The following is a 17,652-nucleotide window of genomic DNA, read 5'->3' as shown; positions in this document are numbered from 1 at the left end:
TCGGCGCGCGGCGACAGGCCACGCTCGGCCGCGTCGAGCAGGATCGCCCGCAGCCGCATGCCGACCTTGGTGGAGCCCGGCTCGCGCGTCTGCACGACGTCGTAGCCCTGGTCGCGCAGCCAGATCGCGATCATGCGCGACTGGGTGGTCTTGCCCGAGCCCTCGCCACCCTCGAACGCGACGAACAGCCCGGGCATGTCCTCGGCCCCCTCGGAGCGGAACCGCTCGCCCCGAACCGCGGCGATCAGGTCCTCCGACAGCGGCACGCCCTTGCGGTCGTCCATGTGGCGCAGCGCCAGGATGCCCACGGCCACGGCCAGCGCCCCGCCGAGCAGCAGCACCAGGTTGGACCCGTCGAACCGGTAGGACAGCTCCCCCGCGTCGAGGCGGTGCTCGCCGAACAGGGCCGCCAGCGGGTTGGCCGCGGCCACCACGAGCAGCAGCGTCACCCGCGCCGTGGACTGCAGGAACGAGAACGTGCGGCCGCGCAGCGCGTCCTCGACCTCCAGGCCGATCAGCGTGTAGCCGATGATCCAGGCGATGCCCGCGCACGCCCCCAGCGCCACGGTCAGCATGACCACGATCGCGAGGTTGTGGACCAGCGCGATCGCGACCAGCACCAGGCCCGCCACGGTGATGGCCAGCCCGAACAGCCGCCGCCTGGACAGCCCGCTCAGCAGCCTCAGCCCGAAGAACATGCCGAGCGCCATGCCGACGAAGACCGCCCCGAAGACGACGCCGTAGGCCGCGTCGCCGCCGCCGAGCGCCACCACGTAGATCTTCGCGACGCCCACGACCGCGCCGCCCGCCGCGAACGCGCCGAGCATGCCGATGATCAGCCCGCGCACCAGCCGGTCGCCGCCGACGAACCGCCAGCCCTCGACGACCTGCTTGAGCACCGACGGGGTGGAGATCGCGCCGTCGCGCCGCGGGATGTCGCGCAGTGTGAAGATCAGGAACGCCGACACCAGGTACGCCAGGGCGTTGAGGACGAGGGCCACGCTCGTCGGGTCCACTCCGGACAGCGGCGGCACGAGGCTGCGCAGCATGTCGCCCGCCACCGACAGCGCCGCGAACAGCAGGGCCGCGACGGGCGCGCTGCCGTAGGTGACCAGGAGGTTGAGCCGGTTGGCCGCCTCCAACTGGTCCTTGGGCACCAGGTTGGGGACCGTGGCCTCCTTGGCCGGCACCCAGAACAGGTTGACGCACTCCACGAGCAGGGTCGCGACGATGATCCACTGGTAGCTGCCGATCAGCGGGATCGACAGGACCACGGCGAAGCGCGCCAGGTCGGAGACGAACATCGTCAGCCGCCGGTCGAACCGGTCGGCGAAGGCCCCGGCGAGCGGGCCGAGCAGGACGGCCGGCAGCATCTTGGCGATGAACACACCGCCGATGGCCAACGACTGGACGCGGTAGTCGTCGCCCCGGGTGAGATTGCCGGCCAGGGCGGTGAGGGCCAGGATGTTGAGCCAGTCGCCCAGGCTGCACACCGACATGGCCGTCCACAGCCGGCGGAACGGTGCGTTTGCCAGCACGTTGGCGGGTCTGCGTCGGCCAGGGGTGGTCATGATGTCAGCGTATCCAGGTGCTCGCCGGGACGGGGAAGGCGTGAGACGGGCCGGGTAGGCCCGGTGGTACGCCGCTGAGAGTATTACGTCGGCAGGGCGGCGCGCAGGTTTCGGACCGCGACCGGGCCCCCGAAACAGCCATTGTGGCCCCCCGTCCCGCTGCTCTCCGATGGTTTACGGCCTACGACCCTGACCCCGGCTCGCCCCGGGCCTCTCGTACGAGGGGCAGCCAGGCCGAGCGCACGGCGTCGGGCAGGGGCAGCTCGTCCCAGAGCTCGACGAGCAGCACCCCGTCGACGTGCGCCAGCAGGTCCTCCGGACCGCCTGCCCCGAGCAGCGCGGCGTACGCCTCCCGGCGCTGCCCGCGGTCGGCGAGATCGTACGCGCGCCCCAGCACGGTCACCCTGGCCAGCGCCCGTGACGGCGGTAACCGCGGCAACCGGCTCGGCACGTGGAACGGCCTGCCGTCGGCGGCGACCCCCCGGGTGAACTCGACCTTGGGCTCCAGCGCCAGCCGGAACCCGGCGGCGTCGAGAATCCGCCCGGCCGTCTCCAGCGTCGGCGACTTGCGGCCGTGCTCGTACGCCGACAGCGTCGTCCGTGACGTGCCGCTGGCGCTGGCCAGCGCCGCCTGCTTCATGCTCGCGGCGTGTCTGGCCTGCTTGAAGAGCCAGCCGCCGCGCTGCGCCCAGAACGTGACGTCGGGGACGCCGCCCCGCTCGAACACGCTCCCGGCCGGTGGGGACGTCATCGCCACCTCCTGGGTATCCCGACGGATACTACGCCAGGACGGCTCCGGTGACCAGGGGATCGCGGAAAGTCACGATCGCAGCTCCAGCAGCGTGATCTCCGGAGGCGCTCCCACCCGTACCGGCGGCCCCCAGAACCCGGCGCCCCGCGTCACGTACACCTGCACCCCGTCCACCGTCGCGAGCCCCGAGACGACCGGCTGCTGCAGGGGCACGGCCAGGTTGAACGGCGCGATCTGGCCGCCGTGCGTGTGCCCCGAGAGCTGCAGGTCCACCCCGTGCCGGGCGGCCTCGGTGACCTGGACGGGCTGGTGGGCGAGCAGGACCGTGGACCGGCTCGTGTCGCGCCCGCCGAGCGCCTTGGCGAAGTCGGGGCCGTCGTCCATGGTCGCGCCGTTGATGTCGTTGACCCCGGCGAGGTCGAGCACGCCGCCCTGGTGGCGGATCTCCACCCGCTCGTTGCGGAGCGACCGCACGCCCAGGTGATCCAGCTCCTCGATCCACTCGGCCGGGCCCTTGGAGGTGTAGTACTCGTGGTTGCCCGTCACGAAGAAGGCCCCGTACCTGGACTCCAGATCGCGCAGGGGCCTCGCCAGCGGCCCCAGCTCGGCCACCGTGCCGTCCACCAGGTCCCCGACGATCGCGACCACGTCGGGACGCAGGGAGTTGATCATCCGGACGATCCGCTCGGTGTGGCCCCGGCCCGTGAGCGGCCCCAGGTGGATGTCGCTGACCACGGCGAACCGCAGGCCGCTCAGCCGCGGGTCGAGGTGGGGCAGCGTGACCTTGACCGGCTCGATGACGGGATCGCCCAGCGCGCTGCTCACGCCGTACCCGACCGTGCCCAGCGCGCCCACGCCCGCGACGGCGGCGGTCGCCCGCCCGAGGAACAGCCGCCGGCTCATGTCGGTCGCCTGCGCGGACCCGCCGGCCGGTACGGCGTCAGAGCCGGCCTCGGCGACCAGGGCGTCCTCGGCAACCAGGGCGGTGTCAGAGCCGGACTCGACGGCCGGGGCGGCGTCAGGAGTCGAGCCGGGAACGGACGCGCCGGCCAGGACCGTCTCCGGTACCCGCGCCCCGGCGTCCGCCCGCTTCCCGCCACGCCGGATGAGCGCCCACGCGACCGCGCGCGGCACCTCCAGCACGACCAGGAACACCAGCAGGTAGAACATGACCGCCAGCCACAGGTACCCCGGCCAGGCCAGCCAGTGCCCCACCCCCAGCCGCGTGCCCGCGAACGTCACCACCACCAGGACGCCGAGCCCGGCCAGCACCCAGGTCAGCACCCGGCGCAGCCGCCCACGGCGGGTGGTGGAGCGCACCAGCCGATGCCACAAATACACATGCACGGCGGCGACCGCCACGACCATCATGAAGACGAAGCCCAAGACCACGCCGTCATGCTACGAGCAGCGCCGCCCCGGGGCGGTGTCCGGCCTGAGAGCCCTCTCAGCGAGGAGCGGACCCTCAGGGCTTGGCCGCGGACTTCTTGGCCGTCGTGGTCTTGGCCGTGGTGCTCTTGGCCGTCGTGCTCTTGGACGCTGTGGTCTTGGACGCTGTGGTCTTGGACGCTGTGCTCTTGGACGCTGTGGTCTTGGCCGTGGCGCTCTTGGCCGTCGTGCTCTTCGCCGCCGCGGGCTTCTTCGCGGCGGGCTTGCGGGCCGTCGTCTTCTTCGGCGCCGGGGCCCGCTCACGCCGCTCGGCCAGCAGCTCGGCGGCCCGGTCGATCGTGATGTCCTCGACCGTGTCGCCCTTGCGCAGCGACGCGTTAGTCTCGCCGTCGGTCACGTACGGACCGAACCGGCCCTCCTTGACCACCACGGGCTTCTTGGAGTTGGGGTCGTCGCCCAGCTCACGCAGCGGCGCCGCGGCGGCCGCCCGGCCCCTGCCGCGCTGCTTGGGCTGCGCGAACAGCTCCTTGGCCTGCTCGATCGTGACCGTCAGCAGGTCGTCCTCGGACGCCAGCGACCGCGAGTCGGTGCCCTTCTTCAGGTACGGGCCGAACTTGCCGTTGAACGCGACGACCTCCTCGCCCTCCAGCTCGCCGACCACCCGGGGGATCGACAGCAGCCTGAGCGCGTCCTCCAGCGTCACCGTGTCGAGCGACATGGTCTTGAACAGGGAGCTCGTGCGCGGCTTGGCCGCGTCGGCCTTCTTGGTGCGCCGCTTCGGCGCGCCCTCCTCCTCCTGCGGAGCGGGCAGCACCTCCGTGACGTACGGCCCGAACCGCCCGTCCTTGGCCACGATCAGGTGCCCGGTCACCGGGTCCTGCCCCAGCTCCCGGTCGCCTGTCGGCCGCGAGAACAGCTCCTCGGCCTTCTCGGCGGTCAGCTCGTCGGGGGTCATGTCCTCGGGCACGTTGACGCGGGCGCCGTCGCGGTCGAGGTACGGGCCGTAACGGCCGACCCGGATGACGATGTCGGTGCCCCGGATGGGGAAGGAGCTGATCTCCTTGGCGTCGATGTCGCCGAGGTCGGTGACCATCTCCTTCAGGCCCGCGTCGCCCTCGTGGCCGTAGTAGAAGCGCCGCAGCTCCGGCACCCGCTCGGCCCGGTCGTTGGCGATGTCGTCGAGGACCTTCTCCATCTCGGCGGTGAAGTCGTAGTCGACGAGGTTGCCGAAATGCTGCTCCAGCAGGTTGACCACGGCGAACGCCAGGAACGACGGCACCAGCGCCGTCCCCTTCTTGAACACGTAGCCGCGGTCGAGGATCGTCCCGATGATCGAGGCGTACGTGGACGGCCGCCCGATCTCGCGGTCCTCCAGCTCCTTGACCAGCGACGCCTCGGTGTAACGGGCCGGCGGCTTGGTGGAGTGGCCGGCGACGTCCAGCCGCGACAGGCCCAGCGCGTCGCCCTCGGCCAGGTTGGGCAGCCGCTTCTCGGAGTCGTCGCGGTCGGTCGACGGGTCGTCGGCCCCCTCCACGTACGCCTTCAGGAAGCCGTAGAACGTGATCGTCCGGCCGGAGGCGCTGAACTCGACGTTCTCGCCCGACGACGAGCGGCCGCCGACCTTCACCGAGATCGACTCGCCCACCGCGTCCTTCATCTGGGACGACACGGTGCGCTGCCAGATGAGCTCGTACAGCCGGAACATGTCGCCCGACAGCCCGGTCTCGCCCGGCGTGCGGAACTCCTCGCCCGAGGGGCGGATCGCCTCGTGCGCCTCCTGCGCGCTCTTGACCTTGCTGGTGTAGACGCGCGGCTTGTCGGGCACGTACGCCGAGCCGTACAGCTTGATCGCCTGCGAGCGCGCCGCGGCGATCGCCGTCTCGGACAGCGTGATGCTGTCGGTACGCATGTACGTGATGAAGCCCTGCTCGTACAGCCGCTGGGCGACCTGCATCGTGTACTTGGCGGAGAAGCCCAGCTTCCGGCTGGCCTCCTGCTGCAGAGTGGTCGTCCGGAACGGCGCGTACGGCTTGCGGGTGTACGGCCGGCGCTCGACGGAACGGACCGCGAACGAGGCGCCCTGAAGCCGGGCCGCCAGCTCACCGGCGGCGGCCTCCGACAGGTGCAGCACCTCGGACGACTTGAGGGTGCCCGTGCTGGCGAAGTCGCGGCCCTGCGCCACCCGCCTGCCGTCGACCCCCGTCAGCGTCGCGGTGAAGTCACGCGGACGCTCCTCGGGCTTGTTGCTGTCGAACAGCGCCTGCAGGTCCCAGTAGTGGGCGGGCGTGAACGCCAGCCGCTCCCGCTCGCGCTCCACGACCAGCCGCGTCGCGACCGACTGCACGCGCCCGGCGGACAGGCGGGGCTTGACCTTCTTCCACAGGACCGGACTGACCTCGTAGCCGTAGAGACGGTCGAGGATGCGGCGGGTCTCCTGGGCGTCGACGAGGCGCAGGTTGAGGTCGCGGGGGTTGGAGACCGCGTCGCGGATCGCCTGCGGGGTGATCTCGTGGAACACCATGCGGTGGACCGGCACCTCGGGCTTCAGGACCTCACGCAGGTGCCAGGCGATGGCCTCGCCCTCGCGGTCCTCGTCAGTGGCGAGGAACAGCTCGTCGGCGTCACGCAGCAGCTGCTTCAGCTTGTTGACCTGCGCCCGCTTGTCGGGGTTCACGACGTACAGCGGCTCAAACCCATGATCGACGTTCACACCCAGGCGTGCCCACGGCTCCCCCTTCAACTTCTCGGGGATGTCGACGGCCTTCTCCGGCAGGTCGCGGATGTGGCCGATGCTGGACTCGACGATGTAGCCGCGCCCGAGGTACCCGGCGATCGTCTTCGCCTTGGCGGGCGACTCGACGATCACCAGGCGTGTTCCGCCGGCGCTGCCGTTGTTGGCTGGCACGCTGCTTCCTACCTCGCTGTTCGCTTGCAATTCCCCCTGCCGGGAGCCGGCACAGATCTGAAAGGTAACCCGACTCGCGGAATTTTCCTTCCCCCGGGGCTACCCACTAGCTTTCGGGTCCACCCACAAGCACGCAGAATAAGGCCCAACGAGCGGCACCGCGCCCTGACTCACCCTGGAGACTAATCGTTGTGCTCGACTACTCCTACATGGATATCTTCATTCCGCGCGATCTCTCCCGCGAAGCCGCACGTCAGCTGCTGACCGAGCACGCGGAGTACGGCCAGTGGGAGCTCTCGCGGGTGCGCCTGCACCCCGACGGGAGCCGGCAGGTGCGGCTGCGCCGCAAGGTCATGCGGGTCCGCAGCACTCTGTGACTTTTCTCAACGTACGCCCACCTCCTGGTACGCGCCCGTCCGGACGCGCACATGGCTTTGCCCGTCCCGGGCCGCGCCCCCGAGACGGGCAAAGCGTCTGTGGACCCGCCCGCCTCCTGGGTGCGGAGACGGGCGGGGTTTTCGGTCCGGCCGCCCATGGCGTGGGGGCCTGACCGTACCTCTTCTTCTTCTGTGCTTGCGGCCGCCGATCCGGGTGCCCTTACCGTGGAGTGAGAGCCCCGGGACGTGTGGTGAGATCGGCCACGTACCCCAGGTCGAGGCCTGCGCGGGGACCGCCCACCTCCGGCACTTCACGCCGGGCGCTCACTTCCCGCCGAAGGGGAGCGGCGGGTCGCTTGTTCCCGGCCGAAGCTGGAGCGGCGGAGCGCTCACTCCCGGCGAGGCGGAAGCAGCGGGGCGCTTACTTCCGGCCGAGACGGAAGCGGCGGGTGGCCGCGAACAGCGTCGCCGAGGCGGCGCACATCCCGCCCATCAGCAGCGCGACCAGGGCGCCGAAGCTCATCCCCGTGACCCCGGCGGGCCGCGCGGCGCTCATCAGGCCGATGTCGCCGACCGGGAGGGAGCGCGCGGCCGAGGTGGCGGCGCCACCGACCGGCGTGGCCGCGACCAGCGAGGTCGCCGGGGCGACCGCGGACAGCGGGCCGGACGCGGCGGAGGCGTTGGACGCGACCTCTTTGGCGTGCTTGGCGCGCTTGACCGGCTTGGCGGGCTTGGCGGGCTTGACCGGCTGCACGGCGGGCCCGGCCGGGCGGTCGGGCAGGCCCGGCAGCGACGGCAGGACCGGCAGGCCCAGCGAGTCGGACATGTCGCCCACGACCGGGAGGTTGCCGGCGCCCTGCATCTGACGCGTCACGTCCCCGGCGCTCTGAAGGCCGCCGACGGCCGGGAGGGCGGGCAGCATCCCGCCGCCCTGTGCGCCGGGAGCCGCGTACGGGTGACGGACGGAGCCGCCGTGGCCGGGGTGGCCGCCGTGGCCGCCGTGGCCGCCGTCGGCCGGCTTGCCGACGTGCGCCCCGCCGAGGCACCCGGCGGCCGCGTCGCCCAGGACGGCGACCGCGTTGCCGCACACGTTGATCGGAGCGGTGATCGGCGCGACCACCTGGTTGCCGGCCAGCACGCCCGAACGCCCGGAAGTGGTGTTGCCACCCGCGCCGGAGCCCTGCTGCGGCGAGACGCCGGCGCCGCCCTTGCAGTGCGCCTCGGCCAGGCCGAGGGCCGCGACGGCGTTGCCGCAGGCGTTGATGGGAGCGGCGATCGGCGCGACCACCTGGTTGCCGCTCAGCACGCCCGAACGCCCCGAGGTGCGGTTGCCGCCCGCGCCCCGGCCGCCGTCGTTCTTCACCGACGCGCCGCCCTTGCACCCGGCGAAGGCCCCGCCGAGCACGGCGACCGCGTTGCCGCACACGTTGATCGGAGCGGTGATCGGCGCGACCACCTGGTTGCCGCTCAGCACGCCCGAACGCCCGGAAGTGGTGTTGCCACCCGCGCCCGTCCCGCGGCCGGTGTTCTCCACGGACGCGCCGCCCTTGCACCCGGCGGGCGCGTTGCCCACGGCGTTGCCGCAGGCGGTGATGGGCAGGCTGATCGGGGCGATGACCTGGTTGCCGCTGCCGGCGCCGAACCGCCCGTCGGTGTCGTTGCCGGAGGAGCCCGATCCGCCGTGCCCGCCGTGGCCGCGGCCGTAACCGCCGCCGGGGTGCCCGCCCGGCCGCCCGGTCGTGACCGACGAGCCGCCCTTGCAGCCCGCGAACGCCTCGCCCACCACCGCGACGGCGTTGCCGCAGACGTTGATCGGGGCGCTGACGGGCGCCAGGACCTGGTTGCCGCCGAGCACGGAGTTGCGCCCGGAGGTGGTGTTGCGGCCGGTGCCGGTGCCGCGGCCGGTGTTCTTGACCGACGCGCCGCCCTTGCATCCGGCGGTCGCCTCGCCGAAGACGGCCACCGCGTTGCCGCAGGCGTTGATCGGCGCGGTGATGGGCGCCGTCACCTGGTTGCCGCCGAGGATGCTGTGGTCACCGGAGGTACGGTTGCCGCCGGGACCGCCGCGCCCGTTGTTCTTGACCGTGGCGCCGCCCTTGCAGCCGGCGTCGGACCTGCCGAACAGGGAGACGGCGTTGCCGCAGGCGTTGACCGGGGCGGTGATCGGCGCGTTGATCTGGTTGCCGCCGAGGATGCTGGAGTCGCCGGACGTCTTGCCGGGGATGCTGGAGCGGCCGGTGTTCTCCACCGACGCGCCGCCCTGGGAGACGGCGTGGGACTCGCCGACCGCGGCGACGGAGTTGCCGCTGATGTCGATCGGCAGAGTGACGGGCAGGTTGACCTGGTTGCCGCCGCCGATGGAGTGGTCGCCGGAGGTGTCGGCCAGGGCGGTGCCGCTGCCGAACGACATGACCGCGACCGCGAGCAGAGCCGCGGGTGTGGAAGCCTTCGCCCACGTACGCATGATGAATGCTCCTATGACTTCTGGGGGGAATGAATTGCGCCTGACGGTTCGCGGCCGGCGAGGCCGTACGGGAGCGTGACGCGTCGCCGTACAGCGGGACCTCGCGACCGCGAACCAGTGATGACTGACGTGTCGCCCGCCGGCGGAGGGGCTCATGCCCCACCGATTCGTGAGAGCGGGCTTACTGCGCCGCCGGCCTGTCGCCGGCGGGCCCGGCCCGTCGTGGACGGGAACCGCGGCTCCCGTCCCTCGCCGACCCGTCGCGCACGCGAACCACGACTCCCGCCTCTCGCCGGCCCGTCGCGTGAGCGGCCGTCCGGCCTCTTCGGCCGGCCTCGCGCCTTCGTGACGGGTGCGGGCCGTGCGGCCCGGTGGCGAGTGGGGCCAGATGGGCCCCGAGCGGGTGCGGGCCATGGCCGCGCTCCGCCGCCGGCCCGTGAGGACCGGCATCGACGGCGGGGATCAGTCAGGTGAGAAAGAAGGGTCGTCCGCCGCTGTGCGGACGACGGGGGGAAGCACGCGCGCCACGACGGCGCGTCCAGCCTCGGGCCGCGGGTCGAGGAATGACCTCGCGACGTCCCCCATACCTGGCCCGAACGGGCCGCCACCGCCGCCCGGCACCAGTCCGTCGGTGCCCAGGATCTTGCTCGCGGTGGAGGGAGGCGGCAGGCCGGGGTCGGACTGGCTGGTCAGCCCGTCGACCGTGCGCCCTGCCATCGCCTCGGCGTTGTCCGCCGCCGAGACTGCGCCGTCGTCCGTGGGGAAACCGTCCGTGAAGGACCCGGTGACGGCGTCGGGGGTGACGGAGTGGGAGTCACTGGTTCCCGTGGCTGCTTCTGGCAGCGCCTCTGTCATTGCCACTGTCGCGGCCGTCGTGGTCGCGCCGGTGGCGGTGGAGTCCGCCGTCCCGGTGCTCGCGGCGGCCGGAGCGGCGGAGAGAAGCGTCCCGAACAGGACGGCGAGCAACCAGCCGGCGGCGATCACGCCACCTGCGACTGCCGCCCGCGCGACCACCCGGCGGGCACCGGCCGCGAACCGCGCCATCCGGTGCGCCCGCTCGGTGATCGCCTCGCCTGCCGGAACGGACACGGGCACGGGCACGCGGAGCACGACCCGGGCCATCGCCCTCAGTCGTCGCACCGGCGTGCGTGTCACGTGACCTCCCCATATCCGGAACCGACCTCACGTCGTGAGGCCGGTCCCTGGACTCACCCCTCAACGAGGCGTAACCGTAGCAGCACCCAAGGTGATCGCAAGCTGTTTTCACCGGAGACCCATGAATCAGTCAAGCTTCGGACCCTGGGACCATCGCGCTCCCCCGAATGACCCGCAGTTCCTCCCATGGGACGGAGACCGAGAGAGACGGAGGCGGGGCGGAGGCTGGGATGAGACGGGGCGGAGGCTGGCGCGGAGGCGGCCGGGCGGGCGAGGCCGGTAGCTACGGCAGGAAGGCGGCGTCGGCAGCGGGGCGGCTCCACAGGAGGCGGACCCTGGCTACGCCTCTGAGCGACGGACGGCTCGCACGTGTACGCGACCAGGGCCTGAACGTGTACGCGACCAAGGAAGCCCGCCGCGACAGACTGTCCGGAACCGCGTCACCCGGGCCGGCGCAGGCCGTCGGACGCCGCGCCATCCGCTCTCGGGGATTCGCGGTATCACGCACCCCTCAGAGTTTGCTAACCTTACTGAGCCGACGCGGGATGACGGTCCCACGTGCAGGCACCAAGTCCGGGTGGCGGAATAGGCAGACGCGCTAGCTTGAGGTGCTAGTGCCCTTTGCGGGGCATGGGGGTTCAAGTCCCCCCTCGGACACGTACTCAATGCACATGTGGAGGCCGGGTTGAACCCGAGCCTCCACAGTTGCTTCTGCGGGTAATACGTCAGACACAACCCCATCTGCGTGTATACCTCCGCCTTGTCGGCGGGGTCTGCCGCGCACAGGATCCCCACCAGGTCACCGAGTGCGTTGACCATCGCGTCGATCTCCTCTCGCGTCATACGACGTCGTCCTTCGTCTTGCCGCAGCCGCGTTTGCGCGGCCGCTCGTTGTGCCCGCATCTCCGCCGGCGCGGGCGCGCGTGTGCGAGACGGTCAGCCGCGCTCGCCTGCCGCATCCCAACTGGTGCCCGGCGACGTTCTCGTGATTGAGGAGGGAGCCCGGACCTCGGCGGGCACCCGGCTAACCAATGGCGGCATCGAGATGGACCTGTCGGCACTGGCCGGTGAGGCGATGCCGGTGTTCCGCTCCACGGATCTGGCCGACACCAAGATGCCTCCGATTCAGGCTCGCGGCCTGGCGCTCTCCACCCTGCCGCATCGGGGAGACATACGCCTCTTCTCCTGCAGCGAAGTGCGAGCCAGGGCCGCGCGCAGCCCGTACAGACCTCGCGCGGCCCGATGGCCATCGGCCTCCGGAAGCTACTTCATGCGTTCGACCGCGACGCTCTCCTCGCCTGCGAGGAAAGGAATGATCCTTACGGGACAAGCCTCAATGCCGGTCGCTGATCAGGCAGGCCGATCAACTCACGGACCCGGGGAACGGACCAGCACAGCCCCCGTGCAAGGAGCAGAACGGTCAGTCCTGTTTCAGCAGCGACCTCGAAAGCCTGACAGAGCAGGATCGGCTGTTCACCGGGATAGCCGACGATTGGCTCACGAGCGAATCCTGGATGATCATTGAGAGCGTGGAGCCTCTGGTACGCCCCCGGCTGGCAGCCGAGTCCGAGAGCAGACCCAGTTCTCGGCAGCGGTACAGCAAGAACGCAATGGGGACTCCCCATCGCGAATGGAGTTCTGGCCGGCGGATAATTCCAAGCCGAACCCCCCTACGTGACAGTGCGTATGCCCGCCCTCGAAGTGGACGCCCTAACGTCGGCTTGCCGTTGCAGTTCCATGACCAGTTCCATGGAGTCGCGTGCCTGCTTGACTGCGTCCCCGGCGACCGAGCCCGCACCCCGGTTCCACGGACTGTTCCACTCCTCCTCCAGCGAGCGGAAGTCGGCGGCGTGTTCCTCGTATAGGACCGCGAGCATGGACTCGCCGCAGCGCACCGCCTCACCCTCACGCTCCTTCATGGTGAGGTACGCCTCCACGCCAAGGCAGAAGACCGTCGAACGGCCCGCTTGGAGCTCCTCCAGTCGATAGCACACGATACGGTCGTCCTCGCCAGCCCTAGCGGCGGGAATCTGCAGGAGCGGCACCAGATCGGGGTCACGGGCGAAGATGAGCGACTCGGTGTCGGCCGTAGCGTCAGGCGTGTCGACCGGGCCGCCATGCTCAGGTGGGACGGCCAACTCCCAGGGCTGGTTGGTGAAGTACGCCAGCAGGTTCAGGGACCACAGCCCGGCGTCGACGATGACGTAGAGCTCCTCGGGGAACATGACGCCGTAGCATTCGCGCAGCACCTCGCGCGGGCCGAGCCCGGTCTCGTACAGCGCCCGTGCCAGCCGGGCCATCGACGCGTAGTCTTCGCGGGACGCCTCCGTCCGCAGCCGTTCGACAGCCTCCGGGTCCATCGCCGCTCCCTACGCTCGACGGTGCGTCCCTCGTGACCTACATCCAAGCGTATGCGAAGACTTCCCAGAGGCCATGGAGCGGTGCGGCAGTCATCGCTGTGATGATCCCTCGTCGTGGGACCCGGGAAACGATCATTATGGACGCGGGAAACGATCTTTCAGACCCCTACGGCCCAGGCCAGACCTACTTGTGAACACCCCATGGATGGTAACTGACTGTCCGGAATCTGCTGGGCACCTCACCAGGAGTGGGGCGTGCGTGTGCGGATGAACGTCGCGGGCTTAGGGATGGCGGGGTGCCCGGGTCGGTCGCTTCGGGCACCCCGCCAGGTGATGAGCCAGGCGGGGACCCGCAGCGTCCGCGTCCTCATGCGGCGCTCTCGGAACGGATGTCGGCCTCGGCGACGGTGTCCAGGGAGGCGATCAACTCTTCGGCCAGTTAGGCCGTGTTTCGAAAGATCATGTGTGAGGCGTGGCGGTGATCGTCCGGGCGCTTCAAACGCTCACCTGGTCGCGCGGGTCACGGCGTCCAGAAGGAGGGCGTGAATCTCGTCGGGGCACTCGGACATGACGTTGTGCCCGAACGGCAGGGAGCGGACCGTCCAGGACGGGTCGGCGCTCAGCCGGTCGTGGAACCGGGTGAACGGGGTGCCCTCGTAGGCGCTCATATAGATGTAGTGGCGGTGCTCGATCTTGTCTGACGCACCGGTGAGCGTGATGCTCTGAAGCATGGTGGCGAGGGGCTGTGACGTGACGCGCGGCTCGGTGAGGAACGGCGGCGGGGCCATCGAGAAGCCGTCCGCGCCGACGCCCGCCACATAGCGGTCGCGCCAGACCTGCGGGCTCAGCTTCCACACCGAGTCGCCGTCCTCCGGCACGAAGGCGTCCAGATAGACGAGCGCGCGAACGCGTCCGGAATCCGCCAGCCGGTCGGCCGCGCCGGTGATGACCATACCGCCGTAGCTGTGCGCCACGAGGACGACGTCAGTGAGCTCTGCGTACTCCAGGAGGTTCACCACATCCTGGATGTGGGTGTCCAAGTTGACCGTGCCGGACGACAGGTGCACCCGCTCCCCGACGCCGGTCAGCTCCGCCGCGCGGGCGTCGTGCCCATCCGCACGCAGCCGCCGCGCCAGCGGCTCGAACCACCACGCGCCGTGAAAAGCGCCGGGCACCAGCACAAACGTCGCCATGACCATTTCTCCTTCACTCGGCCATGATCGGTCCTGGCCGACCTGAATCAAGAGGATTCCATCACGTACGCTCGCCACTTTGGGGCTCATCGCACAGCCCCGAGTGGATGGCTGAGAATGCCCAGAGTTCACGGGAACTGAAGGTTCTTCAGCGGGAACTCACGTGGGTTCGGCATCTGAGGGCCTGCTCAGCTCGTGGGTTCAGCACGCTGATGTCGCGAAAGTGTCAGCGAAGGGTGGCTTCGACCGCATCCGGCAGGGCGGTGTCGGTGACGACCAGTTCGTCGGCCAGGTTGAGGATGCGCACCTCTCCGTGATCGAGTTCCAGCAGGAGGCCAATCTCCGTCTCGATCCGATTGCCATCTGACCAACCCGCTGAGTACGCCCACACGCATGGAAGGCTGGTAGGCCCGGACCCGGTCCGCCTGATGATGATCGGGCGGACGTCATGCTTGCAGGTCGAGGTGGGCGAGTTCGGTGCGGCTGGTGACGCCGAGCTTGGGGAAGGCGCGGTACAGGTGATGGCCGACGGTCTTGGGGCTCAGGAAGAGCTGGGCGGCGATCTCCTTGTTCGTCGCTCCGGCCGCCGCCAGCCGGACCACCTGCATCTCCTGCGCGGTGAGCTGGGCGGCCGGAGTCGAGGCGGCCGTGGCGGGGGCCGCGCGTTCGCCCGCGGCGCGTAGTTCGGCGCGGGCGCGGTCGGCCCACAGGGAAGCGCCGAGCTGTTCGAACAGGTCGACGGCCCGGCGCAGCGGGGCGCGGGCCTCGTGCTTCTTGCGCTGGGCGCGACGCAGCCACTCGCCGCGCAGGAGTTCGGCCCGGGCCTGCTCGAAAGGGCGGCCGGTGGCCCGCACCGCGACCTCGAAGAGCTCCACCGCCTCCTCGTCCGGGGCGAGCAGGGCTCGGCAGCGGGCCAGGACGGCCAGCGCCCACGGCAGCTCCGTCGCCTCCGCCCAGCGGCGGAACCTGTCGAACGCGCCCGCGGCGGCGTCCGGGCGGCCTAGCCTTACCGCTGCCTCTACCTGGTCGGGGGCGAAGTAGACAGCGGTGACCTGTGATCCGAGCGGTCCCCGCGCCGCCTCGTCGAGCCGGTCGAGCGCCGCCTGCCAGCGGCCCAGGCCCAGATCCAGCATGGCCAGGGCCCACGTGCCCCAGGACGCGCCGGTCGCCACCTGCTCGGCGATGAAATGGGCGAGATTGCGCTGAGCGAGGATGCGGCAGCGCGGCTCGTCGCCCTCGATCGCGGCGATCCAGGCCAGCACGCCGTACTGGTGGGCCAGCCGGTGGAGCTGCCCGGTGTCCTCGGCGATGCGCAGGCCCTCGTTCGCCGCGGCCGCGCTCTCGGCGTACCGGCCTAGGTAGAGGTCGGCGACCGACAGCTGGGCCAGGGCCATCGGGACGCGCCCGATGGTGCCGGCGGTGCGGCATTCCTGGCTGAAGGCCAGGGCGAGCTCGCGTGCGGCGGTGAAGTCGCCGATGACGATGGCGTGCGAGGCGGCGTCGGCGCGCAGGTCGGCCGGCGCGGCGGGAGCCGTGGCCGCGGCGTGGATGGCCCGGTACAGCGGGATGCCCTCGTGGAACGCGCCGGCCAGCATGCGCTCGGATCCGGCGATCAGGGTGCGTGCGGGGTGCCGCGTCGCTCCGGGAAGGGCGTCGAACCTCTCCAGCGCCTGGCGTGCCCAGTCCGTCCGGCCAGCGTAGAAGACGACCTTGTAAGTGCGAGCGAGCATCGCGGCCGCCGCCTCACCGTCCAGCGGGGCGAGCTCGTCAGCGGCCTGGAGCAGCAGATCGCAGGAGGCGCGCAAGGAGCCGCTGTCGAAGGCCAGCCGGCTGCGCAGGAAGGCCAGGTCGGAGCGGAGGCGGGGATCGGTTAGGAGGCGGTCGGCCTGTCCGGCGAGCGTGGCGGCCAGCGCGCCCTGCCCGGCCTGGGCAGCGGCCTGCGCGGCGGCGACCAGCCGCCGTCCCTGCTCGGGGGCGTCCTTGGTGAGGTGCGCGGCGCGCGCCAGGGCGCTGGCCGCCGCGCCGAAGCCGCTGCGCTCCCTGGCCCGCTCGGCCGCCGACTCCAGTGCGGCGGCGACGACATCGTCCGGGCCGGTGGCCGCGGCGGCCAGGTGCCAGGCCCGTCGGTCGGCCTCGTCCACGCCGTCCAGAGCGCGGGCCAGGGCGTGGTGCAGGGCCATCCGCTGGGTGTACGGCGTGGCCTGGTAGGCGGCCGTACGGATGAGCGGGTGGCGGAACGTCACGACCCCGCGGGCGAGGTCGATCAGGCCGGTCTGCTCGGCTTCGTCGAGCCCGGACGCCGGTAGCTCCATGGCCGCGGCGACGCGCAGCACGACGTCGATGGAGCCGCTCTCCTCGGCTGCGGCGACCGCCAGCAGGGTGCGGGCGGCTGTCGGCAGCTCGGCGATGCGCTGCTGGTAGGCCTGCTGGATCCGGTACGGCAGGGGCAGTCTGGTCATCGACAGCGGATCGGCCGTGATCCGCGGGAGTTCGAGCAGGGCGAGGGGGTTCCCGGCCGCTTCGGCCAGCACCCGGTCCCTGGCGTGCCCGGGCAGCGTGGGAGCGTGCCGGTCCAGCAGGCGCGCGGCGGCCTCCCGGTCGAGGTCGCCCAGGCGCAGCTCCGGTACGCCGGGCGCGGCGAAACCAGGGCGGGAGGCGAAGATCAGGACGACGCCCTCGTGCTGCAGCCGTCGCGCCACGAACAGCAGTGTGTCGGCCGAGGCCCGGTCCAGCCACTGGGCGTCGTCGACGAGGCACAGCAGCGGTTCGGTCCCGGCCAGCTCGTCCAGGAGGGTCAGCGCGGCGAGGCCGATGAGGAAGCGGTCGACCGGCACCCCCGCCGCCAGGCCGAGCGCGCCCTTGAGTGCGCCCGCGTGCTGGTCGCTCAGCCTGTCGATGTGGTCGAGCATCGGCCGGAGCAGCAGGTGCAGAGCGGCGTAGGGCAGCTCGGCCTCGCTCTCGACGCCGGTGACCCTCAGGACTCTTATCGGTCCGGCCTGTTCGGCCGCGTACTCCAGCAGGGCGGACTTGCCGATGCCCGGCTCTCCCGAGATGTGCAGTGCACCGCTGTGGCGGGAGGTGGCCGCACTGAGCAGGCCATCGATCTCGGCCTGCTCCATTTCCCTACCAAAAAGCATGATCAGGAATATAGGGGACATAGTGCGCCGCAGTAAGAGGATGACTCGTGGGGATCGATCGATGGATGAGTCGTGGAGGCTGCCTGATCCCCCTGAGGCGCGTAGCGTCCGTGCCTGTCCGCGATCTTCGTCCGGCAGCCCTTACGCCTGCTCACCCCGGCCGGCCCAGCCCGGCGCATGAGCCGGGCCAACCGCTTGCGGCTCACCCGGACCCCGTCGATTGCACACAGGTCAGCATGGATGCGCGGCGCACCATAGATCTCAGTAGACCTCGTGGTGGTCCTTCTCCGCGCTGGTCAGATCGTCTTGGCGACGGCCGTCATCCGGGTCGGCCTGACGCACCCACCGGG

General features: G+C 71.1%; 12 protein-coding genes, 1 tRNA gene and 1 pseudogene. 3 read left to right on the top strand and 11 right to left on the bottom strand.

Annotated features, from left to right (window positions below; translation table 11 throughout):
* The 4 genes from ABZS51_RS25450 to topA form a co-directional block, all read right to left on the bottom strand.
* A partial coding sequence (locus ABZS51_RS25450) for an MFS transporter (protein ID WP_355445663.1) occupies positions 1 to 1,538 on the bottom strand: 1,538 nt, incomplete at its 3' end.
* A 214-nt stretch (positions 1,539 to 1,752) separates the two neighbouring features.
* A complete protein-coding gene (locus tag ABZS51_RS25445; RefSeq protein ID WP_355445661.1) occupies positions 1,753 to 2,322 on the bottom strand; it encodes a helix-turn-helix transcriptional regulator in 570 nt (189 codons plus the stop codon).
* Between the two features lie 69 nt (positions 2,323 to 2,391).
* Positions 2,392 to 3,714 carry a metallophosphoesterase gene (locus ABZS51_RS25440; protein ID WP_355445658.1) on the bottom strand — a complete coding sequence of 441 codons (1,323 nt, stop codon included), beginning with the start codon at positions 3,712 to 3,714 and terminating at the stop codon, positions 2,392 to 2,394.
* 73 nt (positions 3,715 to 3,787) lie between these two features.
* Entirely contained in the window at positions 3,788 to 6,616 is a 2,829-nt protein-coding gene (topA, locus tag ABZS51_RS25435) for a type I DNA topoisomerase (RefSeq protein ID WP_355445655.1), read from the bottom strand.
* A gap of 191 nt (positions 6,617 to 6,807) precedes the next feature.
* Between topA and ABZS51_RS25430 the strand changes: the two genes are divergently transcribed.
* On the top strand, positions 6,808 to 6,993 hold the full coding sequence (locus ABZS51_RS25430; protein WP_355445652.1) for a DUF5703 family protein: 186 nt from the start codon (positions 6,808 to 6,810) through the stop codon (positions 6,991 to 6,993).
* 421 nt (positions 6,994 to 7,414) lie between these two features.
* Here the strand turns inward: ABZS51_RS25430 and ABZS51_RS25425 are convergent, their stop codons facing one another.
* Both ABZS51_RS25425 and ABZS51_RS25420 read right to left on the bottom strand, forming a co-directional pair.
* On the bottom strand, positions 7,415 to 9,457 hold the full coding sequence (locus ABZS51_RS25425; RefSeq protein ID WP_355445649.1) for a chaplin family protein: 2,043 nt from the start codon (positions 9,455 to 9,457) through the stop codon (positions 7,415 to 7,417).
* A gap of 462 nt (positions 9,458 to 9,919) precedes the next feature.
* Positions 9,920 to 10,612 carry a hypothetical protein gene (locus tag ABZS51_RS25420; RefSeq protein WP_355445646.1) on the bottom strand — a complete coding sequence of 231 codons (693 nt, stop codon included), beginning with the start codon at positions 10,610 to 10,612 and terminating at the stop codon, positions 9,920 to 9,922.
* A gap of 571 nt (positions 10,613 to 11,183) precedes the next feature.
* Between ABZS51_RS25420 and ABZS51_RS25415 the strand changes: the two genes are divergently transcribed.
* Both ABZS51_RS25415 and ABZS51_RS25410 read left to right on the top strand, forming a co-directional pair.
* Positions 11,184 to 11,269: transfer RNA gene (locus ABZS51_RS25415), tRNA-Leu, on the top strand.
* Positions 11,270 to 11,357: 88 nt separating this feature from the next.
* Positions 11,358 to 12,137, top strand: a complete 780-nt coding sequence (locus ABZS51_RS25410; protein WP_355445643.1) for a hypothetical protein — start codon at positions 11,358 to 11,360, stop codon at positions 12,135 to 12,137.
* Positions 12,138 to 12,282: 145 nt separating this feature from the next.
* Here ABZS51_RS25410 and ABZS51_RS25405 read toward each other — a convergent pair whose 3' ends face one another.
* From ABZS51_RS25405 to ABZS51_RS25385, 5 genes and pseudogenes are all read right to left on the bottom strand, one after another.
* The gene (locus ABZS51_RS25405) at positions 12,283 to 12,972 is read right to left on the bottom strand and encodes a hypothetical protein (protein ID WP_355445640.1); all 690 of its coding nucleotides are present in this window, start codon (positions 12,970 to 12,972) and stop codon (positions 12,283 to 12,285) included.
* A gap of 503 nt (positions 12,973 to 13,475) precedes the next feature.
* Positions 13,476 to 14,165, bottom strand: coding sequence for an alpha/beta fold hydrolase (locus ABZS51_RS25400; protein WP_355445637.1), 690 nt, complete (start codon positions 14,163 to 14,165; stop codon positions 13,476 to 13,478).
* A 226-nt stretch (positions 14,166 to 14,391) separates the two neighbouring features.
* The gene (locus tag ABZS51_RS25395; RefSeq protein ID WP_355445634.1) at positions 14,392 to 14,556 is read right to left on the bottom strand and encodes a hypothetical protein; all 165 of its coding nucleotides are present in this window, start codon (positions 14,554 to 14,556) and stop codon (positions 14,392 to 14,394) included.
* A 55-nt stretch (positions 14,557 to 14,611) separates the two neighbouring features.
* Positions 14,612 to 17,302 carry a LuxR C-terminal-related transcriptional regulator gene (locus tag ABZS51_RS25390; protein WP_355445631.1) on the bottom strand — a complete coding sequence of 897 codons (2,691 nt, stop codon included), beginning with the start codon at positions 17,300 to 17,302 and terminating at the stop codon, positions 14,612 to 14,614.
* A 128-nt stretch (positions 17,303 to 17,430) separates the two neighbouring features.
* Positions 17,431 to 17,577 (bottom strand): annotated as a pseudogene (locus ABZS51_RS25385) (transposase); the annotation flags it as partial.
* Positions 17,578 to 17,652: the final 75 nt, after the last annotated feature.

The sequence above is a fragment of the Nonomuraea sp. NPDC005501 genome (genome assembly GCF_040605905.1).
In the GTDB taxonomy this organism is placed as follows: Bacteria; Actinomycetota; Actinomycetes; order Streptosporangiales; family Streptosporangiaceae; genus Nonomuraea.
This window is presented reverse-complemented; position numbering and strand designations above follow the sequence as displayed.